At 67.4% G+C, this 26448-nt stretch carries 28 protein-coding genes; 12 read left to right on the plus strand and 16 right to left on the minus strand.

The window, feature by feature from the left end:
* Positions 1–208: 208 nt before the first annotated feature.
* From QMG86_RS07765 to QMG86_RS07790, 6 genes are all read right to left on the minus strand, one after another.
* On the minus strand, positions 209–985 hold the full coding sequence (locus tag QMG86_RS07765; protein WP_281878566.1) for an ESX secretion-associated protein EspG: 777 nt from the start codon (positions 983–985) through the stop codon (positions 209–211).
* 106 nt (positions 986–1091) lie between these two features.
* Entirely contained in the window at positions 1092–2252 is a 1161-nt protein-coding gene (locus QMG86_RS07770) for a WXG100-like domain-containing protein (protein WP_281878568.1), read from the minus strand.
* Positions 2249–2728 (minus strand): hypothetical protein, encoded by a 480-nt coding sequence (locus QMG86_RS07775; RefSeq protein WP_281878569.1) that lies wholly within the window; start codon positions 2726–2728, stop codon positions 2249–2251. Before QMG86_RS07775 ends, QMG86_RS07770 begins: the two co-directional genes overlap by 4 nt.
* A 40-nt stretch (positions 2729–2768) precedes the next feature.
* Positions 2769–3335, minus strand: a complete 567-nt coding sequence (locus tag QMG86_RS07780) for a DUF3558 domain-containing protein (RefSeq protein WP_281878570.1) — start codon at positions 3333–3335, stop codon at positions 2769–2771.
* A gap of 210 nt (positions 3336–3545) precedes the next feature.
* Positions 3546–3758: a DUF397 domain-containing protein gene (locus QMG86_RS07785; protein WP_281878572.1), complete on the minus strand. Its 213-nt coding sequence runs from the start codon at positions 3756–3758 to the stop codon at positions 3546–3548.
* Positions 3755–4633 carry a helix-turn-helix domain-containing protein gene (locus tag QMG86_RS07790; RefSeq protein ID WP_281878573.1) on the minus strand — a complete coding sequence of 293 codons (879 nt, stop codon included), beginning with the start codon at positions 4631–4633 and terminating at the stop codon, positions 3755–3757. Before QMG86_RS07790 ends, QMG86_RS07785 begins: the two co-directional genes overlap by 4 nt.
* A 251-nt stretch (positions 4634–4884) precedes the next feature.
* Between QMG86_RS07790 and QMG86_RS07795 the strand changes: the two genes are divergently transcribed.
* Both QMG86_RS07795 and QMG86_RS07800 read left to right on the plus strand, forming a co-directional pair.
* Positions 4885–5346, plus strand: coding sequence for a DNA-directed RNA polymerase subunit beta (locus QMG86_RS07795; protein WP_281878575.1), 462 nt, complete (start codon positions 4885–4887; stop codon positions 5344–5346).
* Positions 5343–5771 carry a DUF4254 domain-containing protein gene (locus QMG86_RS07800; RefSeq protein ID WP_281878577.1) on the plus strand — a complete coding sequence of 143 codons (429 nt, stop codon included), beginning with the start codon at positions 5343–5345 and terminating at the stop codon, positions 5769–5771. Before QMG86_RS07795 ends, QMG86_RS07800 begins: the two co-directional genes overlap by 4 nt.
* A 6-nt stretch (positions 5772–5777) precedes the next feature.
* Here QMG86_RS07800 and QMG86_RS07805 read toward each other — a convergent pair whose 3' ends face one another.
* On the minus strand, positions 5778–6275 hold the full coding sequence (locus QMG86_RS07805) for a peroxynitrite isomerase (protein ID WP_281878579.1): 498 nt from the start codon (positions 6273–6275) through the stop codon (positions 5778–5780).
* A 116-nt stretch (positions 6276–6391) separates the two neighbouring features.
* Here QMG86_RS07805 and QMG86_RS07810 point away from each other — a divergent pair, with 116 nt between their 5' ends.
* Entirely contained in the window at positions 6392–7747 is a 1356-nt protein-coding gene (locus QMG86_RS07810) for a TIGR03118 family protein (RefSeq protein ID WP_434086162.1), read from the plus strand.
* A gap of 48 nt (positions 7748–7795) precedes the next feature.
* On the opposite strand, the gene QMG86_RS07815 is transcribed toward QMG86_RS07810, so the two are convergent.
* The 3 genes from QMG86_RS07815 to QMG86_RS07825 form a co-directional block, all read right to left on the minus strand.
* Positions 7796–8296, minus strand: coding sequence for a hypothetical protein (locus QMG86_RS07815; protein WP_281878581.1), 501 nt, complete (start codon positions 8294–8296; stop codon positions 7796–7798).
* Between the two features lie 178 nt (positions 8297–8474).
* Positions 8475–9533: a DNA polymerase III subunit beta family protein gene (locus QMG86_RS07820; protein WP_281878583.1), complete on the minus strand. Its 1059-nt coding sequence runs from the start codon at positions 9531–9533 to the stop codon at positions 8475–8477.
* Positions 9534–9566: 33 nt separating this feature from the next.
* Positions 9567–9914 carry a winged helix-turn-helix transcriptional regulator gene (locus QMG86_RS07825; protein ID WP_281878584.1) on the minus strand — a complete coding sequence of 116 codons (348 nt, stop codon included), beginning with the start codon at positions 9912–9914 and terminating at the stop codon, positions 9567–9569.
* A 70-nt stretch (positions 9915–9984) separates the two neighbouring features.
* Between QMG86_RS07825 and QMG86_RS07830 the strand changes: the two genes are divergently transcribed.
* From QMG86_RS07830 to QMG86_RS07840, 3 genes are all read left to right on the plus strand, one after another.
* Positions 9985–10743 (plus strand): SDR family oxidoreductase, encoded by a 759-nt coding sequence (locus tag QMG86_RS07830; protein ID WP_434086163.1) that lies wholly within the window; start codon positions 9985–9987, stop codon positions 10741–10743.
* Between the two features lie 315 nt (positions 10744–11058).
* Positions 11059–11997: a phosphotransferase gene (locus tag QMG86_RS07835; protein ID WP_281878586.1), complete on the plus strand. Its 939-nt coding sequence runs from the start codon at positions 11059–11061 to the stop codon at positions 11995–11997.
* A 259-nt stretch (positions 11998–12256) separates the two neighbouring features.
* On the plus strand, positions 12257–12709 hold the full coding sequence (locus QMG86_RS07840; protein ID WP_281878587.1) for a DUF4254 domain-containing protein: 453 nt from the start codon (positions 12257–12259) through the stop codon (positions 12707–12709).
* On the opposite strand, the gene QMG86_RS07845 is transcribed toward QMG86_RS07840, so the two are convergent.
* The 4 genes from QMG86_RS07845 to QMG86_RS07860 form a co-directional block, all read right to left on the minus strand.
* Positions 12710–13207 carry a M48 family metalloprotease gene (locus QMG86_RS07845; protein WP_281878588.1) on the minus strand — a complete coding sequence of 166 codons (498 nt, stop codon included), beginning with the start codon at positions 13205–13207 and terminating at the stop codon, positions 12710–12712.
* A gap of 92 nt (positions 13208–13299) precedes the next feature.
* The gene (locus QMG86_RS07850) at positions 13300–14688 is read right to left on the minus strand and encodes an APC family permease (RefSeq protein WP_281878589.1); all 1389 of its coding nucleotides are present in this window, start codon (positions 14686–14688) and stop codon (positions 13300–13302) included.
* Positions 14689–14769: 81 nt separating this feature from the next.
* Positions 14770–15639 (minus strand): helix-turn-helix domain-containing protein, encoded by an 870-nt coding sequence (locus QMG86_RS07855; RefSeq protein ID WP_281878591.1) that lies wholly within the window; start codon positions 15637–15639, stop codon positions 14770–14772.
* A 110-nt stretch (positions 15640–15749) separates the two neighbouring features.
* The gene (locus QMG86_RS07860) at positions 15750–16085 is read right to left on the minus strand and encodes a hypothetical protein (RefSeq protein ID WP_281878592.1); all 336 of its coding nucleotides are present in this window, start codon (positions 16083–16085) and stop codon (positions 15750–15752) included.
* Positions 16086–16194: 109 nt separating this feature from the next.
* On the opposite strand from QMG86_RS07860, the gene QMG86_RS07865 reads away from it, so the two are divergent.
* The 3 genes from QMG86_RS07865 (at position 16195) to QMG86_RS07875 (ending at position 19656) form a co-directional block, all read left to right on the plus strand.
* Complete coding sequence (locus tag QMG86_RS07865) at positions 16195–16866, plus strand: PAS and ANTAR domain-containing protein (protein WP_281880831.1); 672 nt, start codon at positions 16195–16197, stop codon at positions 16864–16866.
* A 278-nt stretch (positions 16867–17144) separates the two neighbouring features.
* Entirely contained in the window at positions 17145–18257 is a 1113-nt protein-coding gene (locus QMG86_RS07870; protein WP_281878593.1) for a terpene synthase family protein, read from the plus strand.
* A 118-nt stretch (positions 18258–18375) separates the two neighbouring features.
* Positions 18376–19656, plus strand: coding sequence for a sensor domain-containing diguanylate cyclase (locus QMG86_RS07875; RefSeq protein WP_281878595.1), 1281 nt, complete (start codon positions 18376–18378; stop codon positions 19654–19656).
* Between the two features lie 20 nt (positions 19657–19676).
* Here QMG86_RS07875 and QMG86_RS07880 read toward each other — a convergent pair whose 3' ends face one another.
* Complete coding sequence (locus QMG86_RS07880; RefSeq protein WP_281878597.1) at positions 19677–23099, minus strand: serine/threonine-protein kinase; 3423 nt, start codon at positions 23097–23099, stop codon at positions 19677–19679.
* Positions 23100–23350: 251 nt separating this feature from the next.
* Between QMG86_RS07880 and QMG86_RS07885 the strand changes: the two genes are divergently transcribed.
* The 3 genes from QMG86_RS07885 to QMG86_RS07895 all read left to right on the plus strand — a co-directional run bounded on the left by QMG86_RS07885 (position 23351) and on the right by QMG86_RS07895 (position 25599).
* On the plus strand, positions 23351–24166 hold the full coding sequence (locus QMG86_RS07885) for an amidohydrolase family protein (RefSeq protein ID WP_281878598.1): 816 nt from the start codon (positions 23351–23353) through the stop codon (positions 24164–24166).
* Between the two features lie 158 nt (positions 24167–24324).
* Positions 24325–24705, plus strand: a complete 381-nt coding sequence (locus tag QMG86_RS07890; protein WP_281878600.1) for a DUF1304 domain-containing protein — start codon at positions 24325–24327, stop codon at positions 24703–24705.
* Between the two features lie 534 nt (positions 24706–25239).
* A complete protein-coding gene (locus tag QMG86_RS07895) occupies positions 25240–25599 on the plus strand; it encodes a DUF4254 domain-containing protein (RefSeq protein ID WP_281880832.1) in 360 nt (119 codons plus the stop codon).
* A gap of 218 nt (positions 25600–25817) precedes the next feature.
* Here QMG86_RS07895 and QMG86_RS07900 read toward each other — a convergent pair whose 3' ends face one another.
* The gene (locus QMG86_RS07900; protein WP_281878601.1) at positions 25818–26426 is read right to left on the minus strand and encodes a DUF4126 domain-containing protein; all 609 of its coding nucleotides are present in this window, start codon (positions 26424–26426) and stop codon (positions 25818–25820) included.
* Between the last annotated feature and the right edge of the window lie 22 nt (positions 26427–26448).

The raw sequence follows: 26448 nt of genomic DNA on the forward strand, positions 1-26448 counted from the left end.
TTGAACGGCCATCAGAGTACCTCGCGGCGAGTGTCGGCAAGTGGTGTGGACATGATGGTCTGATTTGAAATCGCGTTCACTCCCCCTCGTAGATACCACCCGATTGCCACAACCTTCTCCATCGGCGATCGTTTTGTCAACTGGACGATCGTTGAGTGCAGGTAACGGATAACCCGGCAGGGTAGGCGGCTTCGGTTCCGCAGGGCCGCTACCAACTTTCGGGGCGGGTGGCTTCGAGGCGGTGGAGGGCTTGGGTGATCCAGGTGGTGAAGTGGGTGGTCAGGTCGGTGGGGGTGGTGGGGCGGATGGTGATGTGGTCGGTGCGGTGTTCGGTGTAGCGGCCGTCGGTGGAGATGTCGTGCCATTGGAGGACTTTGGTGGGTTTGGTGTGGGTGTGCAGGGGGGCGGTGATGAGGACGGCGGTGCCGCCGCCGTCGAGGGGGCGGCCGAGGAGGCGTTGGTACTGCTCGCGGGGGGTGTTGCGGGCGTTGTCCTGGAGGTAGGTGTCGCGGCGGGGGACCAGGTCGTCGGGGTGGAAGGTGGCGGGCTTCTCGGTTCCGGGAGCGCAGGCGGGGATGGCGTTCACGAGGCGTGCCGGGAGTTGTTCGGCGGGGAACATGCGTGCGCGGATCGGGCCGTGTTCGTGTTGATTGCCTGGCTGGCTGAGGACGACGGCGCGGTAGCTGTCGCGTGCGCCGAGGATTCGGTACTCGCGGATGTCGTCGGGGCCCGTGCTGTTCTTGTGCTTGCAGGTGCCGCCGAGGATCTCGATCCGGAGGTCGGAGTCGCCCAAGGTGCGGAAGGCCGCGATGATCTCGTCGAGCTCGTCCGTGGAGTAGCGGTCCCACACGGCGGCGCGGTGGGCGGCGAAGTCGTCGCGGAAGGCGAAACGGCTGGTGTAGCGCAAGGGGCTGGGGATGCGATCGTGCGCGTCGCTGTACCAGAGAGCGGCGAAGTCGTCCGGTTCCCAGGTCCATTCAGCCATGTGAGGTCCAATCCGGCCGCGTCGACGCGGCCACTGTTCACGCGCGCACGCCCGCTCGCCGAGACGGCAGGCGGGCGTGCGCGGAGTCGAGAAGTACGCGGCCCGATCAGTCGGGCGTGCCGCCGATGACGCCGCCGGGCAGCGTTCTCGGAGGTTCACCGAGCAGTTCGTCGGTGTTCTCCTGGGTGATCAGATAGTCCGGCGTCTTGTGCTCGGACTCGTCGTCCTTGCCGCCGCCACGAGCGCCGGGCGCCATCATGCCGGGCATGCCGCTCGTGCCGCGCAGTCCGGTGGTGGCCCTCGCCGCAGCTGCCGGATTCACTGATGCGTTCGGCGTTCCCGGTGCGCCGGTGACGCTGCGTCCCGGTTGCGGGTGGCTCGTTGTGCTGGGCGTGCCGGGGCTGCCCGGGGAGCCGGGACTGTGCGGAGTCGGTGTGCCTGCCGGCGCAGTCTTGGTCGGGTCCGTGGTGGAGGCGGGGGTGGTAGACGTGGGGTCCACACCTGCGGGGGTGGTCGAAGTATCGGCCGCTGTCGTATCGGAGGATTGCTGGTCCTGGGCCGACTCGTCGGTGGACTGCTGCTCTTCGGTGCTCGTCTCGTCGGGCTTGCCGTCGCCATCCTTGTCACCGGGAGTGCCGGAATCGGTCGTGGGACCATTGCCCGTGTCGTTCGAGGTGGGTCCGCCGCTGTCGTCGCTCTTGTATCCACCCGGCGGAGGCGCTGATATGTCCACCGACGCGGTGGGGCCGACCGGCGTGGGGAGCACCGGAATCTTGCCGTCCATTTCGCTGAACGGCTGTACGTAGAACTCCTTCATCGCGACCCGCGCGGACTGCTCCGCCTCGGAGCGTTCGCCGTTGAGGCTCCAGCGCGTCGGGTGGAAGATGCGCTCACCGAAACTGAAATTGACGAGATCGGGGATGGCCTTCTTCGTATCGGCAATCGCGGTGGCGGCGTCGCGGACCCGGTAGTACAGCTCCTCGAGGGACGTCGTCAGATTCTGCGCTTCGCTGGTGTACTTCGCGATGGCGCTCTTGGACTGCTCCGCGGCAGGGCCGGACCAGGCTTGAGCTATGGAAGTCTGGATGGAGCGCGCGAACGTTTCGACTCCTCGCTCCCACTCGTTGCGAGCTTGCCAATACGTGTCGGCTCGAGTGAACGCATCGGTGGGGTCGAGCGGCTTGAACGTGTCGTTGATCCGGGAGTGTTCCCAGCTGTCGGCGTGCTCGCCACCGTTCGGGATGCGCTTGTTCTCGTAGCCGCTCATTCGTTCGCTCCAGTCGGGAGCCTGGGCGGTGAAAATTGGACTCCGACCGGCGGGCGCTCGGGCAGGGTAGTGTTCAGTCTATTGAAGGCTGCGGCAAAGTCGCTGTCCGCCTGCATGAGTCGATCCCGGGCAAGCCGATGTACCTCTTGGATGTCCTCGACGATGCGATAGTGATCTTCCATGATCTGATGAACGCTATTGCGGTCCTTGGCTCCCTTGGCCTTGTCCTTGAATCTGTCAACCAGGGTTTTTGCCGAGACCAGGTCGCCGTTACGCTCGCCTAAGCCCCAGTGATCCTGCCCTGACACAAGATCCATATATCTCTGAATCTTCCGAATCGCGTCTTTGAAATACTGGCAGTCCCGGTCTATGTAGACGAAGTCCTCCGGCGACATCTGGATACCCAGCTGCCCTTCTCGTGCAGCGTTCAAGATGTTTCCCATCGGCCGAGGCGGCTGCGCGTTGTCGTCACTCATTTTCTATCCCTCCCGGTGAGTACGATCGCTTTCAGCATTGTCAAGCGTTGGAAGGTATTGTCGGGACTACTTTCTCCGCCAAAGTCTTCGCGAGTGCGCAGGTATCGATTTTGCCTGTCTTTCGATTTGACGGGGGGTTGCTCAGGAAGATTTCGAGGCTTCCGCCCTTCATCTCTACGTTGATCGTGCACACGGCGTCGGGGTGCTCCTCGACCTGACGAGTAGAGATCGCACGGCGTCCGTTGATGATGAACTCGTGGGTGTCCGCGAACTTCTTGTCCCGCACCATGTCGACGGTGATATTTGTCGTCCTGATGACGGGTGCATATCCATCCGTCTGGACCCAACCGCAACCACGCCACTTGACTCCGCCTGACGCGTTCGAGTCCTGCTTGTCTTTACTGCGCAGATTCTCTGAATCGAGGATGCTTTGCGGGATGTCGGTGCACGGGTCGTAGCCTGTAGGTACGTCCGGGGCGAGCGTTGGGTTAGCGGAAGGCGCTCCGCTGGGCGCTGTATCGTCATCGGCTGGACCGCAGCCTGTCAGTACGAGCGCGGTGCCGACGGCGAGGATGATCAGTCGCCGCGGATTCCACCCTGATGTCATTGGTCCCCCTCGCGCACCGGTTCGTCGTTCCTGGCTTCTCCAGGGACGGACCGGGCTCTTCCGCCCCCTGCAGTGGATGTTGACGCTACCGGCGGCGTTTCCTGCGTGCAAGCGGCCTGAAGCGTATCGCCGGTGGGCGATCCCGCCCAGTTCAGCGAGTGCCCCGGCCTCGCGAGAAGAAGAAGCCGGGGCTTTCGACGGGTAGTTCGATCAGGACTGCGACAGAGCCAGTTCTCCGCTGGATATGCGGTCAGTGAACGAGTCCCACTCGCTCGGGCCGAACGCGAGAGCCGGGCCGTTGGGATTCTTCGAGTCACGTACACCCACGCAACCTTCGCCCAGGAACGCGACCTCGACGCAGTCCTTCTCGGCACTGCTATAGCTGCTCTTGAACCAGGTGACGTCGGATAGGCTGGCGTTCACTCGGCGTACTCCTTCGCGATCTTGTGGATGAGAGCTCGGCTTCGCTCCTGGTCAAGTGCCGATCGCTGAATATCGGCGTACGTCTGGCGATATCGCCGGATCTCGTCGGGCCTCTCAAGATACAGGTCACCGGTGAGTCCCTGCATGTAAACAACCGGCGGCTCGGTGAGATGTGCAGTGGGATGGTTCGGAAAGTCGAGCATTACAAAGGACCCGGCGCCCAATCCCGCGTACGCCTCCGCTGCGAGCGGTACCACTCGGATTGATACATGGTCTCGTTCGCCTACAGTCGCCAGGTGCCTGAGCTGCCGTTCCATTACTGACGGGCCACCGATCGCGCGGCGCAGTGCGGACTCATCGATGACAGCCTCCAGGAGAACCGGTTCGGAGTCTTCCAAACGGGCCTTCCGCTGCTTGAACATCTCTATCCTCCGCTCGACTTCGTGTCCGGGTATCGCGGGAAGCTCGACCCAGATGAGCGCGCGTCGGTACTCGTCGGTTTGCAGGATTCCGGGCAGAAGGGTCGTTTGGTAGGACACGAGACGCTTGGCTACCGCCTCCAACTCCACGAAGAGGCTGAACTCTTCGGCGATGGTGTCCCCGTAGGCATGCCACCATCCGGGTCGCTTGGTCTCCTCGACCAGATTGAGCAGGATAGCGGTCCGTTCCTCCGACGCCCCGTACACCTTGCACAACCGCTCGACGAACAGCGGGTTCAGCCGGACCGGTTGCCCGGTCTCCATCCGCCACAGGGTCTGCTTCCCCACGCCGATCGCATCACGTGCGTATTCCGCGCTGATGCCTGAGCCGATCCGCAGCTCACGCAGCTGCCGCCCCAGCATCCGGCGGGGGAGGGTGGAACCGGTTGAAGTCACGACGAAATCCCTTTCGTAGCCTAAGTATTGGCTGGGTACCTAACTGGAACCGAATGGCGGGGGACCTTGGAACCTGGGCGATTTCCGCCCGGTTCCACCACTGAGAACATTCCCGCCCAGCAATATCCGGTGCTCTACTGAACCTCGCCCGGACCCATTCGAAGAAGTGCTGAAACCTTAACCGCCGCAACGGTTCCAGGTCCAGCGACCGGGCTTTTCGCGTACCGAACAATGTGAATCGAGGCAGGCGAATGAATCATGCGGCATTCGCGGACACTCCCGCGTCCCGCTGCGCGTTCTACCGCCGCACCTGTGGGCTGCCCGCCGGGATCCATCCGGAGATCGGCCGGATCGTCGTGAAGGCGGGTGTGGTGGGCGGGATCACGATGCCCGACAGGCTGGGGCAGTGCGTGCGTGACGACATGCTTTTCCGTGGTAGGCCACTCGGCCCGGTGGTCGCGCATATCCGTTCCCGCCGATGGACTTTTCTGTGCCGTCCCGATCTACCCGACGACATGCGGCTGTTCGCGGCCTTGTTCCGGCTCGACGTCTCGGTCGTGCCGTTCGGCAGTGAAATCGCGCTGCCGTCACCTGCCGATGCACCCGGCGCGTTTCGCCGATGGGTGATCGCGCCGCGAGACACGTTCCGTCCGTCCGGGATGGTGATCGTGGATTGCGTGCTGGCTCGCGCGGGCGGGAAAGGCGCGCCGTGAGCGAGGGCCTGCCGACGCGAAGTCAGCTGCTGGGAGCCTGCCGGGAGGGCGCACCGCCGCCGGACCATCCGGTGCTGCTGGGGGCGCGCGCTCTCGCGGAGCTGCATACGCGCCGGATCCAGGCGGGCCAGAGCTGCGCGTGCGACAACGATGAGCGCCGGGCCCGGTTGGTTCGTGACGTCGACCGCTGGGTCGAGACACGATTGCCCGCAGCGCGTGGCGGAGCCTATCTGCACACCGAATCGGTCGGCTCGGTGGTCGACCGCGTCGCCCGGCTCAGCGCGGGCGCGTACGCGGCGATGGCCGCCGACCAGGGCTGGGACCTGTGGTTCGCCTGGGAGCGACTGGCCGAACTGGCCGTGGCCTATGAGGATCTGGTCGGCGAGCTGCGCAGCGGACGCCGCCGGTTGCCGAGCGCTTTCTAGCGCGAGTCAGTTCCGCAGCAGGGTGGCGGCGAGGTGGTGCCGCAGTGGTTCGCCGACCGCCGCCATCCGGAGCGTGTAGTCGATCGTGTCGCCGGACACGTGCAGCGACCGGCCGACAGCGGTGACGAGTTTCGCGGTGCTGCTGCGCCCGATGGCGGTGGAGTCCAATTCCATGCGCAGCGTGCCGTCCTCGATCGTGAGCGAGCCCTCGCAGATTTCGGTGATGCCGGTGGGATGGGCGAGGATCAATTCGACGCGGTCGGGGCGCGGGCGTCGCAGATAGCCGGTCTCGGCGTGCAGCGGCCGGCCGTCGTCGGTGGCGCGGGTCTTCTGCCGGTAGGTGAGGAACGGTCGGCCGAGATGGCCGAACCGGATTTCCTCGATGTAGCCGAACGGCTGAATGGTCGGGTATTCACCCTGCCCATTACCGCGCCACGTGCCGAGCAGTGGAGCGAGCGGAGCGATATCGGGGTGCAGGGCAATCGCAGGCTGGGGTTCGACCACGGCGAACAGCCTAAACCCGTGCCCGTCCAACCGTTCGGGTACTCCCGAATTTGCCGCACGCTAAGGTTAGCTTCGCCTTATCACCAATGTGGTGTGGTCGGAAAGGAAACAGTAAGTTGAACGGACGCTGGAATGAGTCGCGTCGTGGCGGTACGCCTCGGTCGCGGACCCGAAGTGGTCTGCTGCGCGCGTCGGCGCTTGGTGTCGCGCTGATCGTGGCGGCGGGCTGCACGGACTCGAAGTCGGACGAGGCGCCCGCGCTCGACGGCAACAAATACGTCCAGACCAATCTCGCGGCCAACAACGCGGAGTACAAGGCGCAGTTCGTTTTCCCCGACCTGGTGAACGCCTGGGGGCTGGCCAACCGCCCCAAGGGCGCAGGCGGGCACTTCTGGGTCGGCGCGGGCGGTAAGTCGTTCCAATTCGTCGGCGACGTGACCAAGTCCTCGGACGAGAAGCTGCACAAACTCTTCCAGGACGATCTGAAGATCGTCACCATCCCCGGCGCCGACGCCGACACCTCGGACAAGAGCGCGGGCAAGACCACCGGCGTGGTGTTCAACCCGGCGCCGATCACCTCGGACCTGTTCGTCGTGCGCGACCAGCCGGTCGAGGCGGAAGGCGGCCCGCTCAACGGTTCGGCGCGATTCATCTTCGCCACCGACTCCGGCAAGATCTCCGCCTGGACCGAACTGGGCTTCGAGGGCCGGATCGTGCGCCACGACGGACCCGCCAACCTGGTCTTCGACGGCCAGGCGCAAGGGATGCAGTTCTTCGGGATCGCGCTCGCTCCTTCCGGTGACAAGCTGCTGGCCGCCGACTTCGGCGCCGACCCGCAGGTGCGGACCTTCGACAAGAACTGGCAGCCGATACCGACCATCGGCTTCGCCAACCCGTTCGCCACCGGCGATGCGATCGACCCGGCCGCGCCGGAGAAAGGCAAGAAGGCCAAGCCCGGCGATCCCGCGCCGTTCAACGTCTCGACCATCGGCAACCGGGTGTTCGTCGCCTACGCCACCACGCAGCCGGACGAGAAGGACGCCACGCAGTTCGATGCCGGCGAGGAGGATTCGCTGGACAAGGACGAAGAGCGGGAAGCGGGCGGCAAACCCGACAAGGGCAAGCTCGCCGAGTTCGACGCCAACGGCAAACTGGTGCGCATCATCGATGACGGCAAGCGCCTGAACGCGCCCTGGGCGGTGACGATCGCGCCGGACGGGTTCGGTCCGCTCAGCGGCAAACTGCTGGTCGGCAACTTCGGCGGCGCCGGACACGTGCTCGCCTACGACGACACCACCGGCAAATTCGCCGACTACCTGCGTGATGCCGACGGCAAGCCGGTCGCGATCGAAGGACTGTGGGCGCTGATGTTCGGCAACGGCGAGAGCCTCGGTGACGCCGACTCGCTCTACTTCACCGCTGGACCCGACGACGAGAAGGACGGCCTGTTCGGCAAGCTTCGGTTGAAGTAGGACCCTTCCCCGAGCGGCCCGCACCGATCCGGTGCGGGCCGCTCGTGCTTATCGTCCACCCGTCGGCGCCGAGGCCCGGGGTTCGGTGCGCCGTTCGCGGATGGCCGACTCGACTTCATCGACCGCCGTCCGGATCATCGCCCCGTAGCCATCGTCGGCGAGGGTGTGCAATCGTGTGCGAGCGGCGTCGATTTCGCGCTGTGCGGCGTCGAAGGAACCGAGCCTGCGGTAGTCGTCGGCGAGGTTGAGATGCAGTGACGGGTAGAACGCGGCCACCCGCAGCGATCCGTCATAGTTCTTGGCGCGGGCGTCGGAGAGGCTGTCGGCGGCGTCCAGCGCCCGGATGTTCCAGGTGAGCGCCTCGGCGGCGTCGTCGTACAAATCGGCCAGATAGTGGGCGAGTGCGCACCGGTGCAGCGGGTCGCCCTGTGGTCCGAGCGAGGCCCATACGGCGAGCAGAGCGTCGCGCGCGTCGTCCGGGCGGCCGTCGTGGCCGAGAGTGACGGCGCTGGTGATGGCGTCCATGGTGGGATCGTGGGTCGGGTTCATCCAGGTCTCCTTCGGTGGGATGAGGTCGCGTGTCGTGTGCGAGTTCGGGTGGCCGGTGTCGGGCCGACACCGGATGTATCTGGAGGCAGGCGGTGTGCGGGCGGGACGCGCGATCGGTCGCGGTGCAGACACGACGAACGGGCGGCGCAGCAGATACCGGCCGTCGGCGGCGGGGTGACTATGCCGAAGCGTTCTCGTCGAGCGGCCGCACCGGCATGGCCAGGGTGGTGAGATCTCCGTCGGTGGCGGAGCGCAGGATCACCGGATGATCGGCGGCGATGATGTCGAGCATGAGATCGGGGCCGAGCGCGGTGTGGACGGCGGGCAGCAGTGTCGCGGGATCGAAGGACAGCGTGACGGCGGAGCCGGTGACCTGAGCGGGCACGTGATGCGCCGCGCCGGGTGCGACCGCCACGAGCTCGGATGGCTGGATCTCGAACCGCACTGTCGCGGTGATCTTTTCGAGAAGGCGCAGCATGGCATGCCGGGCGACGAGCACCCTGGTGCGGACCGGTCCCAGCCCAGCCAGTAGGGCGCGATGGTCGGGGAAGTCGCCGTCGATGACGGCGGACCGGTGTTCTCCGCCGTCTCCGGCGAGAATCAGCCCGCCGTCGGCCGGTGTGGCGACGACCTCGTCCATGCCGCGCAGCGTCTCGGCGATCGACGCGAGCCCGCCCGGATCGAGCACCACGGACCAATCGCCGCCGTGCTGCCGGTTCGCCACGACGGTGCGGGTGGACAGGCGGTATCGGTCGGTGGCCGTGAGAGTCACGGCGTTCGCGCCGGCTTCCAGGAGAACGCCCGCCAGTACCGGGATCTCGCGGGTACGAGCCGCGGCGGCCCGGACCTGCTCGAGCGCCTCGGCCAGCGCCGCCGCATCAATCGCCACGTGCGCGCCGAGTGACCGCTTGACCACGGCGGCGACGCGAGCGGCCTCGTGCGCTCGCCGCGCCAGTTCCGCCACGTGACGGTCGAGCAGTAGGCCCGCGTGCTCGGCGTCGCCGGTGAGAATGTCCGCGATCGCCTCCAGCGGCAGATCTATCGCGCGCAACTGCCGGATGAGCGTCGCCCGCTCCCGCTGCGCCTCGGTGTAGTAGCGGTATCCGGTCAGTGCGTCGACGCGGGCCGGAACGAGCAGGCCGCAGTCGTCGTAGAACCGCAGCGCGCTCGCCGTGAGCCCGCTGGCCCGCGCGAGCACACCGATCGTGATCAACCCTGTCGACTCCGCACTCACCACGCGGCCATCATGGAGCCTCAACCAACTCGAAGGTCAAACGCCGGGGTCGGTGGGAGTTACGCGCCAGCGGCGCGACCAGTCCCAGACCGATTCCAGTGCTGTGCCGAGTTCGACGCCCGCGGTGGTCAGTTCGTAGGACTTGTCCGGGTTCTTCGCGATCAAGCCCGCGGACTGCAGGTGCTGCAAGCGCACCGACAGCATGCTGGAAGAGCAGTTGCCCATGCGCCTACGCAGTTCCAGGAAGCCGAGGCGGGCGGGTTCCAGTTCCCACAGGATGCGCAGAATCCAGCGCTGGCCGAGCAGGTCCATCGTGGCCAGCAGCGGCGCGTTCGCCGGGTCCTCCCGGCCACGCGGCGGCTTCGGTTCGTTTGCGCTTCTCATTTAGAACCAGCATAGTAGTTCTGAATCAGAAGCATCGGCCCGGGTCGCCGGGCGGACCGAGAGGGTGACGGTGGACGACACGACCGGACGGCGAATCGTTCTGATCACGGGCGCCTCCCGCGGTATCGGCGCGGAGACCGCTCGGGTGCTGGCAGCGCGGGGCGACCACGTGGTGATCAACTACCGGGAGAAAGCCAAGCGGGCCGACGCGCTGGCCGAGTCGATCCGGCAGGCGGGCGGCAGCGCCTCCACCGTGGGCGCCGACATCGCCGACGCGGACTCGGTCCGTGCGCTGCTCGCCGCGATCGTCGAGGAGTTCGGGCGGCTGGACGTGCTGGTGCTCAACGCTTCCGGTGGGCTGGAGCGCGATGCCGCGCCCGGTTACGCGATGGCCCTCAACCGCGACGCGCAGGAACGGCTGGCGCGGCTCGCCGTGCCGCACATGCCGTCCGGCGCGCGGATCGTGTTCGTGACCAGTCATCAGGCGCATTTCCACGGCCGCAAGCCGGTTCCCGCCGACTACGAACCCATCGCGGCCAGCAAGCGCGCGGGGGAGGACGCGCTCCGTGCCATGATCCCCGAACTCGCAGCCAGAGGTATCGCCCTGCACGTGGTCTCCGGCGACATGATCGACGGCACGATCATCGTCCAGCTGCTGGAGCGCCGGAACCCCGACGCCGTCGCCGCGCGCCGCGCGCAGGGCGACTTGCCCACCGTCGCGGAGTTCGCCACCGCCGTCGCCGCGGCAACCACCGCCCCCGCCGACCCGGGCCACACCACCTACATCGGCGGTCAGGACTACCTCGACGTGCGCGAAACCGTCTCCTGAACGCTGATCGTCGTGGTGGTCGCGGGCGGTCGGTCCGCGACGGTTGGCAGTCGAGGCCCGCGAGACGATCTCGGGTGCCGATCGAGCATGTGACTTCGCCAGGCGTGGCCGGGTCTGCGGGCGCTGGTAGTCGGGGTATGCGGAGCCGTCTCCTGAGCGCCGTCCGTCGGTCGGCATCTGTGAGCTGCGCGCGGTCGGGCAGGTCGCCCACCCTCTCGCCGTTCATCAGCGCGCCTTGATATCGCGCACGCGTGGGCACGCAAGGAATCGGCAATTTCGGTGGAGCGTCGAGGCCGGGACCCGGATCATGGGCGGATGGTCGACTATCTGAGCACTGCGTCGCGGACCGAGTGGGCCGCGGTCCCGCTGCCGGTGCGTGCGGAAGTGGCGCGGCTGCTCGGGGATGACATTTGTGCGGCGGTCGATCAGCGCGGCGGGTTCAGTCACGGGGTGGCGGTGCGGCTGCGGACGAGCGGGGATGGCGCCGCTTTCGTGAAGGCGATCGAGGTGGGCGACGGGCTCGCGTCGGTCTATCGGCAGGAGGCGCGGATCGCGTCGCGTCTGCCCGCCACGGCGCCCGCGCCGAAATGCCGGTTCACCAGCGAGATCGCGGGATGGTTCGTGGCCGCGTTCGAGGATGTCGAGGGGATGTTTCCGCGGCTCGACGAGCCGGGGGAGTTGCAGGACTGCCTCGATCTCGCCACGCGGTTGGCCACGGAGTTGACGCCGAGCCCGCTGGTGGACGTGCCGACGGTCGCGGAAGCCTACGGGACGGAGCTGATCGGTTGGCGGACGTTCGTGACCGAGGGCCCGCCCGTGGACCTGGACCAGTGGTCCGTTCGCCACCTGACGGAATTGGCCGAATTGGAAGCGACCTGGCTGACGGCCGCGGCCGGGAACACGCTGCTGCACACCGACCTCCGGCCGGACAACATGCTGCGGCGCGCCGACGGTGCGGTGCTGGCGGTCGATTGGGCGTGGGCTTGCCGAGGCGCGGCGTGGATCGACCTCGTCGCCCTCGCTCCGTCCATCGCGGCCGCCGGTGTGGATCCGGATCCGATCGTCGCCGCCCACCCGGTGACCCGTGACATCGACTCCGCGGCCATCGATGCCTTCGTGTGCGCGCTGGCCGGATATTGGGCCGCGGCCTGCCGGAGGCCCGGACCGCCGCGTTCGCCGTATTTGCGTGATCATCAGTCGGCGTTTGCTCGGCTCTCCAGAGATTGGCTGGCGTGTCGCACTGGTTGGCAATAACCGCAGTGGAGACGGATCTATCGTCGAAAAACCTGAGATCACTGGATGTTTGCCGTTGGTGTGGCATCGGGGCGGCGCCGAGAATCGGGCCGATGGGCGTGTCGCGGCGGTGGAAGTGAGCGAATCCGACGCGCCTGCTGCCGTTCTCGGTCACGCTGGGCACATGTGGATGTTCGGGCAGTGCCGGAACACCGGCGAGGCAAGGCATCGAGGACGCGACCGAGACGCGTCCACCCTGGTCGGAATGGGGGTCCGTGAAGTGGATCAGTTATCCGAGGCCCGGGTGATCCCGGGCAAAGAACTCCTGCTGGCCGCCTTCCGAGGCTTGCCGCACATGGATCATCCGATGCTGGAGGCGGCGGGCGAACTGGCGCAGTTGCACCAGACGCGCGAACGCACTCCCGCGAGCCGATGCGACAAACTCGACCGGCGCCGAGCGCAACTGGTGCGCGGCATCGACCGCTGGGTCACGCTCGCGACGCCGATCCCGCCGCCCGCCGCGCCCGAGCACAGCGAGACCGTCGGCCGCATGGTGGACCGGCTGGCCATGCTGGCCGCCCAGGCGTTCGCGCCGCTGACGCACGCGCCCGATTCGGTCTTCTACGACGCGTGGATCAGGATCGACGAATTGGCCGACGGTTACCAGGATCTCGTCGACGACCTGCGCACCGGCGCGCGACGACTACCCGAGGGGCGCTACGACCGCTGGTAGCTACCTGCCCCGCCCGAACAGCCGGAACGACCGCCTGCGACGGCGCGGCAGGGTCGCGTACACCATGGTCATGTCCGCGAAGACCTCCGCTTCCCGTTCGCGATCGGCGCCGAATTCGGCACGGCCGAGCACGTGTTCGATCGACTGCGGCGAAATCGAGGGCAGGATGACGGACAACGAGGGCGGCAGCGGATCGCCGCGCTCGTGGTCCTTGTGGTGGCCCAGCAGCATGTGGCCGACCTCGTGCAGGATGACGTGATCGGCGTTGCGGCCGGTCGCCGCGGCGTCGTACACGATGATGTCGTCGTGCTTGCGTGCCACCCACAGGCCGCCCCCGCCACAGCCCGTGTCGGCCAACATCGCCTTGGGCACCGGGTGCAGGCTGATCGAGCGTCCGCGATGGGCGGCCACCGCGGCCAGATAAGCGGTCAGATTCCACGGGTTGGGGAGGGGCACGGTCCGGGTGGCATCCCCGAAACGGGCTTCCATGCTGGTCATCGGCGCCCACCTTACCTACCGGGCGGCGACTAGTCATCTGCGGAATCCGGGCCTACCGGCGGCGGTGATCCGCAGGGCGACAAGCCGATCGGTCACTCGGTGGGCGGCCTGCTGTCCAACGGCTGGGCCCGGATGGCACGGATGGCCAGGTAGTTCAGGCCCCACAGCGCGATTCCGATGGCCAGCAGCACGCCCGCGATGGCATATTGGGCCGGATTGCGATCGGTGAACGGCGTGACGAGAAAGCCGCAGGTGAGCGCGCCGAGCACGGGCAGCGGCGTCGGCGTCTTGAAGTGCTTGTGCGGCACCGGGTCTCGCCGCAACACCAGCACGGCGACGTTGACCACGGTGAACACCGCGAGCAGCAGCAGCGCCGTGGTGCCGCCGAGTTCGGGCACCTCGCCGACGAACAGGATCAGCCCGAGTGCGAGCAGCGTGGTGAAGATGATCGCGTTGAAGGGCGTGCGGCGCCGCTCGTGAACCCGGCCGAACGGCCGGGGCAATACTCCTTGCCGAGCCATGCCGTAGATCAGGCGGCTGGCCATCAACATGTTGATCAACGCCGAATTGGCGACGGCGAACATGGTGATGTACGCGAAGATGTGCGTCGGGAAGCTCGGCGCGCCCACCTCGACGACCTTCAGCAGTGGGGTGTCGCCCTCGCCGAGTTGATCGGCGGGGACGAGGGCGACCGCGCTGATCGACACCAGCACGTAGATCAGCCCGGTGATGATCAGCCCGGCGAGCAGCACCTTCGGGAAGATGCGGGTGGGCTCCTTGCACTCCTCGGCCATGTTCACCGAGTCCTCGAAACCGACCATCGCGTAGAACGCGAGCGTGGTGGCCACGATGACGCCGCCTACCGCGTTGCGCTCGCCGGTGTCGAATTCGACGATGCGCGAGAAGTCGCCGTCGCCGAAGCCCAGCGCCCAGCAGCCGATCCCGATCACGATCAGCAGGCCGGTCAGCTCCACGCAGGTGAGCACCACGTTCAGCTTGACGCCCTCGCTCACGCCGCGCAGGTTGATCGCCGCGACCACCGCCATGAACACCAGCGCGATCACCGTCACCGCGGTGCCGCTGCCCAGATCCAGGTCGAAGGCTTCGGCGAAGTTGGCCGCGAAGGCCCGCGACGCCGTGGAGGCGGAGGTGATGCCGGAACTCATCACCGCGAAGGCGACCATGAACGTGAGGAAATGGATGCCGAACGCCTTGTGCGTGTAAAGCGCGGCGCCCGCGGCGTGCGGATACTTGGTGACCAGCTCCAGATAGCTGAAACCGGTGATCAGCGCGACCAGGAACGCCACCAGGAACGGCACCCACACCGCGCCGCCGACCTCGTTGGCCACCTTGCCGGTGAGCGCGTAGATGCCGGTGCCGAGGATGTCGCCGACGACGAACAGCAGAAGCAGCCCCGGCCCCATCACCCGTTTGAGCTCGGGCCCGGATTCGGCTGGTGGATTCTCGGTGACTTCGGACATAGGTCCTCCCCTCGGCAGTAAGCGCGAGGGTACCCATTCCGGCGCGGAATAGTCGTTCATCCGCGCCGGATGCCGGTGGCTCTAGTCCTCCCGGTCCATTCGGCGCGCGGCCTCCACGATCATGGCCGCGGAGTCGCGCGGGCTCAGCGCCATGGCGCGCAGCTGATCGAAGATCACGCCGAATCGGCGGATCTCGGTGTGGCCCTCGATCAGCTCGTCACCCGCCATGCCCTCGACGTAGACCAATTCGGGGTCGGCGGGATCGGGGAAATCCAGCAAAGTGAACGAGCCCGCCATGCCGGGGTGCGCGCCCGCGTCGAACGGCAGGATCTGGAGGATCACGTTCTTGCGCTTGATCTCCTGCAGCAACCGGTCGAGTTGCCCCCGCATCACCGCGGGCCCGCCCACGGTGCGACGGATGGCGGCCTCGTCCAGGACCACCCACAGTTCGAGCGGGTCCTCCTTGGTCAGGTTGACCGCGCGGTCCATCCTGGCCTTCGCCCTGCTCTCCATGACCGACGCCTCGAGCTTCGGCATCGAGGTGTCGATCACGGCCGTCGCGTACTCGTAGGTCTGCAAAAGCCCTGGAATGAAGGAGGTTTGATAGTGCCGGGCGGACAATGCCTCGGACTCGAAGTTGATGTAGGCGGCATAGACCTCGGACACGCTGCCCTCGTACGCGCGCGACATGCCCGGCTTCAGCGCGTCGGACAGCAACTCCAGGGCGTCTTCGCGCTGTTCCTCGCCGATCCGGTAGAGATCGAGCATCGCCATGAGGGTGCGCCGCTGCGGACGCGCCTGCGCGGTCTCGATCCGGTACAGCGTGGTGACGTTGATCCCGGTCTTCGCGCTCACCTCTTCCTTACTGAGCTGGGCGTTCTCGCGCATCTCGTGCAGCATCGCCGCCAGCCGCCGCAACCGGACGGTCAGGACGGTGCGCTTGCCTGCCATCAGTACTACCCCTTCGGTCTGCGCCCTTGCTGGAACGCGTTATCACGTGCGCCCTCGAATGCGGCCTGCGTGCAGCGGATCTGTGCCGAGTGTGGGCACAGCAACAGAGACTACCTCCCGTGATGCACGTTATGGTCGGTGTTTTCGTGGGAGTCTGCGTTCGGCGGCCGACTCTGCGGGGCAAACCCGACCGGGCGCTCGGTCGAGGCGGCGTCCGGATACTCGCCGACCAGCCCGGCATTGTCGCGCGGACGATCGGAACGCCGCGCGGCCGGAATGCGACCGTGGGATGCCATCCCACGCTCGTGGTCCGGCCGGGTGTGGTTCGGCGGCGCTTCCGGCGCCGGCCACCGATGTCGCGACCGGCGCGCCCGCCGCGTCACGGCGCATATTGCAGTCAGATTGCTATTAAATTCATACCCATCCAAAATAATGTTGATCGCCATGTAGAACACACATTTTTGAAGGATGCGGAGAGTTTGCCACAATTTGATTTCATCTCGTGTTCCCGGCCTTCTGCCGCGAGCGCCGATAGATAATGGCCGCGTGACGAGGATGGATCACCTCGCGCTGAGAAGCGCCTCCGCGATAGAGAGCGTCATCGCGGGCACGCCGCAGAGCGTGGGTACCTTCCGCTTCTGGTTCGAGGATCAGCGATGGGAATGGTCGGACCAAGCGGCCGCGATATACGGCTACGCCGGCGGGAGCGCGCGACCCAGCACGGAGTTGCTGCTGGCGCACAAGCACCCTGACGACCGGGCGCCCGCCGCCGAGTCCATCGCCACCGCGGTGCGCAGCGGTGAGCCGTTCTGCGGCCGCCACCGCGTCATCGATGCCGCCGGGCGCACCCGGCACGTCATCGTCGTCGCCGATCGGATGCGCGACGACCGGGGCGCCGTGGTCGGCACCGCGGGCTATTTCATCGACGTCTCCGACATCCTCGAGGAGAACCGGCAGGAGATCCTCGACGACACCCTGCCCGAACTGGTCGAGTCGCGGGCGGTGATCGAGCAGGCCAAGGGCGTGCTCATGGTCGTCTACGGCATCAACGCCGAACAGGCGTTCCGGGTGTTGCAGTGGCGCTCCCAGGAAACCAACATCAAGTTGCGGACGCTGGCGCGGCAACTGGTCGGCGAGGTTCCCGCGATGGGCGGCGGCCCGGCCGCGCAACGGGCCCGCTTCGACCACCTGCTGCTGACCATGCACGACCTGCTGGCGTCGAAGTAGGCGCCGGGACCGGAGGCGGCGCGCCCGGCCCCGGGGGTGCCGCGTTCCCCGGCCGCGTCCGGAATTGGTCGCTTGCCTAGTTGCGCTATGGCGACCCGCGCGCCGCGACGCCGCCCGGTACGGCGAACTCGCCGTTTGCGGCTGTGTCGCCGTCGAATCATCAGCGCGCCAACGTCATCGAGGACACGGGGTTGCGTGATCTTCGCCCTTCGACCGACCCCACTCCCGATAAGTCGGAGACAATTCATTAGAAGTCACCATAGTGGGAGGAAGTCGTTGTGGTCAGTGAGTACACATCGGCACTCGAGCGGGAAATCGTCACCATGCGCGGGCAACACGAGGCGTTGCTGCGAACCGGGCGGCAGTGGTCGTTGCGCGCGATGTTCGGTACACCCGACTGGGACATCGTCGATTACTGCCGCGACTTCCGGCCCAACCGGTTCGGCGACCGAGCGTGCGCGGAGGTGGAGCGCTTCTGCCGCGAGCACGGCATCTGGCTCGAGCCCGCGGGCCCGCACTACAACAGCATGACGCCCTACCTGCATCCTGGGGCCGTCAGCGCCGAGCGGATGACGATCATCGGCCTGTACAACGCGATCCTGTTCTGGCTCAACGACACCGTTGGGCGGGAGAAGTTCGGTCACCTCGGGGACGACGAACAGCGCGAAGCGCGCGTAGCGATCGACCGGCTGTGCGTCCTCCTGCGCACGCGCTCGGCGCCGCGGGACGCCACTCCGTTGGAGACGTCGGCAACGGCGTTCCTCGCGATGCTGTCCGCCCTCGCGGACCCGGCCTGGCTCGACCGGTTCATCGAATCGACCATCGAGCACCTGCGGCCAGCGATCCAGGACCAGAACGCCCGGGCGCGCGGTGGGTTGCTCAGCGTCGAGGAGTACATCGACCTGCGCTCCCAGGTGTCGGGCATGTATCCGGCGATCGCGCTGTGCGAGTTCGGCCGCGACGACTATCTGCCGTGGGAACGGATCCGCCACACCGGGCTGGACGGCGATCTGCACCGCCTGCGGATGCTGACCGTCGAGATCGGCGCGCTGATGAACGACGTGTTCTCCTTCGAGAAGGAGTGCATCGTCGATCTCGCGGACTTCAACTTGATCCCGGCGGTACTGCTGAACCACCCCGGATGGTCGCTCGAGGACGCCGTGCGGGGCGCCACCGAGATCGTGCGCGCACGGCTGGCCGAGTTCCGGAAGGTGGGCGCGGTCGTGGCCGAGCGATGCGACCACTTGGCCGCGGAGGACGCCGAGCTGGCGGCCACCGTCTCGACCCATCTCGCCGATCTGGTCGCGTGTGTGCAGGCGACCTGGGTCTGGCAGGTCAAGACGATGCGGTACAAAGGCGCGTCGATCTTCCGGGAGAACGGGTTGCCGTAGGGCCGCCCTTCTCGCCATGCCTGGGAATGCTTCCGGGCGGCAGTACTCGACGGTCTCGAACAAGTGTGGATACGATGCGTCGGGGGCTATCTCCGGCCTGAATGGTGAGGGGGTTGCGGTGGAACAGATCGAACTCGCCAGGATGGCGAACTCGTGGTGGCGCGCTCTGCAGGCCGTCGCCGATTGGTCGGTGTCCGTACCGGACCCCGAGGCCGTGCTACTCGGGATGGTCGAGGAGCTGGTTTCCGGCCTCGAAGCCGAACCTTTCGACGCGAGCGTCGGGCTCCGCGTGGGCGCGGGGCTGGCCTCCGCCGGACTGGTCGGCCCGGCGGTGCCCAGTACGTCCGCCCAGGTCCTCTATGGGCTGGCCGGACACGAGACGGCTCCGGATGCCGGGCGGCGGCTCGCGGCGCTGCTCGCGGCTGTCGGTCAGGGCTACGAAGCGCAGTCGCGGGAGGCCGCCAGCCACGCGCGCCGCTTGTATGACGAACGGTTCCGCGTGGTGTTCGACAACGCGGCGATCGCGATCGCCATCGGTGACACCGACGGCACGCTGCTGGACGTCAACCGGGGCTTGGCCGAGATGATCGGAGTCCCGGCGGAGACCCTGCGCGGGGTGTCGGTCTACGACTTCGCGCACCCCAACGACCGCGAGGGCATCCGCACGCTGGTGTACGAGAAACTCGTGCCGGCTGGGGCGGGCACGGTGAAACTGGAGCAGCGGATCCGGCGCGCCGACGACAGCTACGGGTGGGCGTCGTTCGCCATCACCTTCGTCAAGGGCGTGGACGGTCAGAGCGACTATCTGCTCGCGGTCGGCGAGGACGTCACCGAGCAGCACCGGATGCGCGAGGAGCTGCATCGGCAGGCCCGGCACGACCCGCTCACCGGACTGCCGAACCGGCGGCATCTCATCGAACGGATCGACGCGATGATCGCCGACGCCCGCAACGGGGACCGCGCGGGGTTGTGTTTCGTCGACATCGACCGCTTCAAACACATCAACGATCGCTACGGTCACGGCACCGGCGACCAGATTCTGACCGCGGTCGCGGAGCGCCTGCAGGACAGTGTGCGCGGATCGGGGTGCCTGGTCGCCCGCATCGGCGGCGACGAGTTCGTCGCGCTGGTCCCGCCGCCTGCCAGCGACCACCGGGTGGCCACCGTGGCGAACAGCCTGCTCGAGGCGCTGGTCGACCCGATCACCGCCGGTGACCGGCGGCTACGCATGTCGATCAGCATCGGCGCGGTCGTCACGGCGGTGGCGGGCGCGGACGCCGAATCGCTGCTCGACGCGGCCGATACCGGCCTCTACCGGGCGAAAGCCGACGGCAAAGGCCGATGGGTGCTGCACATTCTGGACACCGACACCTCACGCGGTCCGCAACCGGTGTTGTGAGCGGCGGTTCGCGCGAGGGTTCAGCGGGCGAGCAACCTGTGCAGGAACCTCGGCGAGACCATCGGCCGTTCCTCGGGCCAACGTCCCTCGCGCAAGTCGTAGTCCAAGCTGTGCAACAGCGACATGACCAGGTGCCCCTCGTCGAGCAACGGCCGGATGAGCCCGGCCTCGGCGTACCGGACCACCACCGGGACCAACTCGTCCTTCGCCGCTTCGATCCGGCCGGCCGCCGCGAGGCAGGAAGCGAGCAGCAGCGAGGCCTGTGCCGCGGCCCGGGGGCGTCGATCGGCGTCGATGGAATCCCGCAGCTGCCGGGCACGCGCGGACGCGGCGGCAACCCTCTTGGCGGCGCCGGAACGCAGCAGCATGCGGATCGCGGAATCCTCGCGCATCTCCGCGGCCATCGTGGCTATGCCGCTTTCCCCGGCCGGCGGTTCGGTGACATAGGTGGCCGTCAGGCCGAGCCGGACCTGCTCATTGGCGATGCGGGTGGCCAGCCGGGGCAGTTTCAGGGCCTGCGCCACCTCGGCGCCTTCTTCCAGCCGTCGTGCGGCGGACGACAGGTCGCCGCGCAGGGCCTTGATCCGGGCGCCGGTGGCGTAGTTCGCCATCAGGAAGTCGACCGGGCCGCCCTCGGTGCCGAGCCGGCCCGCTTCGTCCAGCAAGCGCTCGGCCCCGGGGAGCTGGTCGCGTTCGTAGAGCAACTCGCCGAGCAGGGCGCCCGCCAGACGGGCGGCGTAGGACCGCGGGCCCGTGGAGCTGATGGCGATCTCGAGCGCGGTGCGGAAGCTGTGTTCGGCCGTGGCGATATCGAGCTGTTCGCGTGCCGCGACGCCGACCAGGCTGTGGCTGTACATCAGGATGAATGTGCTGCGGGTCTGCCGGTAGAACGGTGTGGCCCAGTCGTGCCATTCGCGCGCCCGGTCGTAATCGAACCGGCTGAACGCGGAGAACGCGGCGAGATTCGCGGCTTCGCACAGCACCCACGGACCCAGCGTGTCGGCCCGGCCCAGGCATTTGCCGACTACGGCGTCCACGCCTTCGGGATGGTCGCCGAACGCGCGTTCCACGCACTCGATGAGGTCGGCTTCGATCGCCAGATCCGGGTCGTCGACCGTCGCCTTCTCCAGCGACGCGCGCACCAGCCGTAACGCGGCGTGCAACTCCGTGGGCTGTCGCAGCACCACGTGGGTCCAGGCGATCGCGATCTGCAGCCGCGGGCGCGCGGCGGCCACCGCAGGCGGAAGTTTGGCGACCAGGCCGAGGAACGTCGCCAGCTGCGCGTCTTGCACCAGATCGCGGGCTTTGGCCTCGACGATGTCGACCGCCATCTCGCCGCCGTCGCCGGCCAGCGCGTGGTCGATGGCGTCGCTGAGCATCCCGTGGTCGCCGAACCATGTCGCCGCCGTGCGGTGGAGTGCGGCGACCTCGTCGGGGAAATCACGCTCGAGTCGCCTGCGCAGGAATTTCGCGAACAGATGGTGGTAGCGGAACCAGTCGCCGCTGTCGTCGACCCGGCGCAGGAACAGATTGCGGCGTTCGAGATTCTCCAGCAGGTCCTGCCCGTGCGGCCTTCCGGTCAGGGCGGTGGCCAAACTGCCGGAAACCCGGTCCGGAAGCGCGGTTTTCAGCAGAACGTCGAGCAGCTCGGGCTCGACGGTGTCGAGCACGTTCTCGGCCAGGTACTCGGCGATGGCATGGTTGCGGCCGGACAGGTGGGCGATCAGCGAGGCCGGATCGGGGTGCTCGCGCAGCGACAGCGACGCCAGTTGCAAGGCCGCCGCCCAGCCTTCGGTGTAGTCGTGCAGTTCGGCGTTCTCGGCGTCGGCCAGCGTGAGACCGGTCTGTTCGGCGAGGAACGTGCGCGCCTCGTCGGGGTCGAAACGCAATGCGGCGGCGTCGATTTCGACGAGCTGGTGGCGAACGCGCATGGTGCCGAGCGGCAGACCTTCCAGCGAGCGGCTGGTCAAGATGATCTGCAGGTGCTGCGGGCCCTCCTCGATCAGGTAGTGCAGGGCCTCGACGGCGGCGGGATCGGTGATCCGATCCCAGTCGTCGATCACCAGGGCGAACCGCTCGTCGCGTGCGTGGATGGCGTCGATCAGCGTGGTGAGCACGTAGCGTGCGGCGGCGGCGTCGCCCTCCTCGAGCACCGGCGTCAGGTCGGGCGCCAGCGCCGGGCTGACGCGATTGAAGGCCTCGATCAGATGCGTCAGCAGCCAGACGACGTTGTTGTCGTCCCGGTCGACGTTCAGCCAGGCCACCGCCACCTTCTCGGTCTCGGCGAGACGCTTGGCCCACTGGGCCGCCAGGGTGCTCTTGCCGAACCCGGCTGGGGCGTGGATGACGGCCAGGCGCGGCGGCGGCACGGTCTGCAACGCGTCGATCAGGCGCTCGCGCTGGACCAGCGGCCGAGTAGGCAACGCCGGGCGGAATTTGGTCTCCGGCGTCGGCGGGGTCTTCGGGTGCGGGGTGGGGAACCGCGCGGTGGCCGTCAACGGCCGCGTGCTGAGGTCTTCGGGCGCGGGCCGATCGCCCGCGGGCAGAGTCATGTGCTCGACCTGCATGTCGTTGCCGCGCTGGATATCGCGCAGCCGCTCGCCGAACGCGGCGGCCGAGGGCGGACGGTCGGCGGGATTGTGCGCCATGCTGGCCTCGATGGCGGCGGCCACCTCGTCGGGGATGCCGTCGAGCCGCAGATCCGGCAGCGGGTCGGCGGCGATACGCAGGAACTGTGCGACGACCTGCTCGCCGGAACGACGCTCGTATGCCGCGTGACCGGTGATCATGGCGAACAGCGTCGCGCCGAGCCCGTAGACGTCCGAGGCGACCGACGGCACGCCGGAACGCAGCACCTCCGGCGCGGTGAACGCGGGCGAACCGGTGACCACACCCGTGGTGGTCTCGAAACCGCCTTCGATACGGGCGATCCCGAAATCCGTGAGTTGTGGCTCGCCGTAGTCGGTGATCAGGACATTTCCCGGTTTGATGTCGCGATGCAGAATGCCTGCCCGATGCGCGGTCTCCAAGGCGCCCGCCAGCTTCACGGTGATCCCGATCGCCTCCGGCAACGGCAGCAGACCCTCCCGGCGGATGCGGTCTTCCAGCGAACCGCGCGAGTGATACGGCATCACCAGGTAGGGTCGTCCGCTGCGGGTGGTCCCCACTTGCAGGATCGGCACGATGTTGGGATGCCCGGACAGCGCGCCCATGGCCTGCTGTTCGCGCAGGAATCGTTCGACGTTCTCCGGTTCGAGATCCGGTCGCGCGGTGAGCACCTTGACCGCGACGCTGCGATTCAACGCCCGCTGCCTGCAGCGGTAGACGACGCCGAAACCGCCCTTGCCGATCACTTCGGGGTCGTCGAGACCCGCGCCCTCCAGTTCCCGCTCGATCCCTGGAGGCCGATCGTGCTGTGTGGCGAACGGGTCCGAACCGGCCATGGCCCTGCTCTGCGTCGGATGTCTGTGGTCCTGCGGGTAGATACCCAGTTTATGCCCAGCGAACCCGGCGCTCAGTTATTACGTTTGAGATAGAAGACGAGGTACAGGTGGGCCTTGCGGCGCTGTGTCGTCGTTGTCCAGGGGCGGCTGCCGGAACGCAGCAAACATGGGAGCCGGGCTGCCGAGCAGGATGCTCCAGCGGACGTCGTCGGAGCGGCGCCGGGCGCTATGACATATGTCAGAATCCGCGCATGACCATCGACGTCTGGGCGCAACACCCGACCCGGCGCTTCCTCGCTCACGACATGTTCGCCTCACTGCGGCGGTGGACCGGAGCGGTGATACCGACCGACGAGATCCCCCTGTCGGTCACCCTCGACGCGATGGACGCCGCGGGCGTCGACCGAGCGCTCATCTCGGCGTGGCACGCGCCGGAAGGCGTCCTCATCTCCAACGACGAGGTCGCGGCCTGGGTGGCCGAGGCGCCCGAGCGCCTGCTCCCCATCGCGTCGGTGGACCTGCGCAGTCCGATGGACGCGGTACGGGAGTTGCGCCGCCGCGTGGACCAAGGATTCAAAGGGCTGCGGGTGCTCCCGTGGCTGTGGGAGCTGCCGCCGACCGATCGGCGCTTCTATCCGCTGTTCGCGGCCTGCGTCGATCTGGGCATCCCGTTCTGTACGCAGGTGGGGCACACGGGTCCGTTGCGGCCGTCGGAGACCGGCCGCCCCATTCCGTACATCGATCAGGTCGCCCTCGACTTCCCGGAGCTGACGATCGTCTGCGGGCACATCGGTTATCCGTGGACCGAGGAGATGATCGCGGTCGCGCGCAAGCACGAGAACGTCGTCATCGACACCTCCGCGTACACGACCAAACGCCTTCCCGCAGAACTGGTCTCCTATCTGAAGTCCCGGAGCGGGCGCAGGAAGGTGCTATTCGGCACGAACTATCCGATGATCTTCCCGCAGCACGCGCTCGATGGTTTCGCGGCCCTCGGGCTCGACGACGAGACCCGCGAGCTGTACCTGGACGGCAACGCGCGGCGCGTTTTCGGACTGGCCGGTTGACCGATTTCGCGCGGCGGCGTGTCGGCAGGCCGTTGCCCGCGCTTTCCCCGCTTCGGTCATAGGATGCCTCGGCGCGCCGGTGTCGACCGGGCCGTCGCGCGGATCGCCGGCGGATCGGGTGCCGGCGCCCCCGGTCGGCACGCATCCGAGGAGGTCGAATGCTCTGGGCGGTACAGGTGTTCGCCGCCGCGGCCGCTGTGCTCCATGTCGGCATCTTCGTCATGGAGTCCGTGCGGTTCGGCGACCCCAAGGTGTACCAGGGGATCTTCCGGCTCTCCGAAGCCGAATTGCAGGCGGCGCGGCCATGGGCGTTCAATCAGGGCTTTTACAACCTGTTTCTGGCGGTGGTGACACTCGTGGGCGTGGCGATCCTGCGGTCGGCGCCGGAGGCGGGATGGGCGCTGCTGCTCGCCGGATGCGGGTCGATGCTGGCCGCGGCGGTGGTCCTGGTGGCGCACGACCGCCGGTTCGCCAGAGGTGCGATGGTGCAGGGCGCGCTGCCCGCGCTGACGCTGCTCGCCGCCGCTACTCGGCTCTGAACGTGTCCAGGTGGTGGGCAAGCCGCTGAAGGCCGGTGTGGCGCTTCGGGATCGTGTTCCTGTCACCGGTCCCCGCGAACGCCATCCGCACACTGGTGGCAACTAAAGGTTCACAGCGGTGGTCGCTTCCGTACTCGTGGACGGGCGCGGGGTTCTGAACAGTGACCGGAAGTCGGGAACGAAGGACGTCTCCCGTATCGCCGAACGGGACGGGGATCGTTCGGCCTCTGGTGCCGAAAAGGGTTGCGGTGAGTGTGCTCTCGGCGCTGACGCACCGTCAGGAGGCCTTGACCGCAGAAATGCAGACGCAATCTTGCGTTCTTGCATCTGTACGTGCATGATCCAGCTAGCCTAGTTGTGACAACCGATCCGATGGCCGGGATAACCGAATCGAGAGCCAATTATGTTGGTACAAAGAGCGTTGGTGTCGGGCGAACTCGGAGTACGGCGATGAGCGCGCCGACAGTCGGCGTCTTACCGACCGCACCGCAATTGTTGTGTGCTTTCCAGGGACGGCGTTTCCAAGACCGGGAGCTGCTGCGGTCCGCACACGCACTCGCCGAGCTGCACCAGCACCGCGTGCAGGCGGTGGACGCCGCACTCATCGCCGAAATAGACTGCCGCCGTCGCGAGCTCGTCGACGACATCAACGACTGGGTCGCGCAGGAGATCCCACAGCACCGCAACGGGGCTTCGCTGCACACCGAGAGCCTCGGCGCCGTGGTGGACCGGATGGCACGTAGCTGGGTGGACGCCAATCAGGTCATTCACACCGAGGGCGCGCGCAGCGACAATACCCATAAACATTGGTATCAACTGGCCGAACTCGTCGACGGGTACACTGATCTGGTAACCGACGTGGCCGGTGGCCGCCGCCGTTTGCCCGAACAATGAGTTCGACGCGACGGTGGTCTCGTCCGCGGTAGTGACACTGCCCCGCAGCGTCACTCGTCCGAATGGCGACGTCCCGGTGCCGAGCCGCCCGACCAGTGGCTTTCTCCGGGTGGTCCTGTCGCCGGCACAGTGACGGCGGGCGCAACGGGGCGCCCCGCCCGGCGTGCCGCGTGGTCGACTGGCGCGGCACGCCCGTGACGGATTCTCTTGCCTGGCAATCATTCCGCGACTAGCGCGCGGCCGCCCGTGCGCGCTGCCCGACGGGCGCGGCGTCGCCGGAGATAGCGACGGATCCGGCTGGCGCAGAAGTACACCAGGGTCACACCGGCGACGAGCAGAACCGCCGCGATCACCGACGCGGCCAGTGGGTGGAAAACGGCGAGGGTGACCACACCGGCCACGGTCACATCCTCGACGGTGCTCACCACGATGTTGCTGGCGGGCTCGGGGGAGGTGTTGACCGCCATCCGGGTTCCGGCCTTCACCAGATGGCTGACCAGGGCGGCCGTTCCGCCGACCGCGCCCGCGGCGAGTTCCGGCAGCGAGCCGTCCTGTCCGGCCAGCAGGGCCGCGACCACCGCTCCCGCGATCGGCCGTACCACGGTGTGCACCGCGTCCCAGAACGAGTCGAGATACGGGATCTTGTCGGCCACGGCCTCGATCAGGAACAGCACTGCCGCCGCGATCAGGACATCGGTGCGCTGCAAGGCTTCCGGCACCGAATCGGCGAAGCCGAACCGGCCGAAGAGGCCGAGCAGCAGGACCACGGCGTAGGCGTTCACGCCACTGGCCCAGCCTGCTGTGAAGATCAGCGGTAGAACGGACACGAGCCCATGGTATGGGGATGGG

Source organism: Nocardia sputorum, from assembly GCF_027924405.1.
GTDB classification, from domain to species: Bacteria; Actinomycetota; Actinomycetes; order Mycobacteriales; family Mycobacteriaceae; genus Nocardia; species Nocardia sputorum.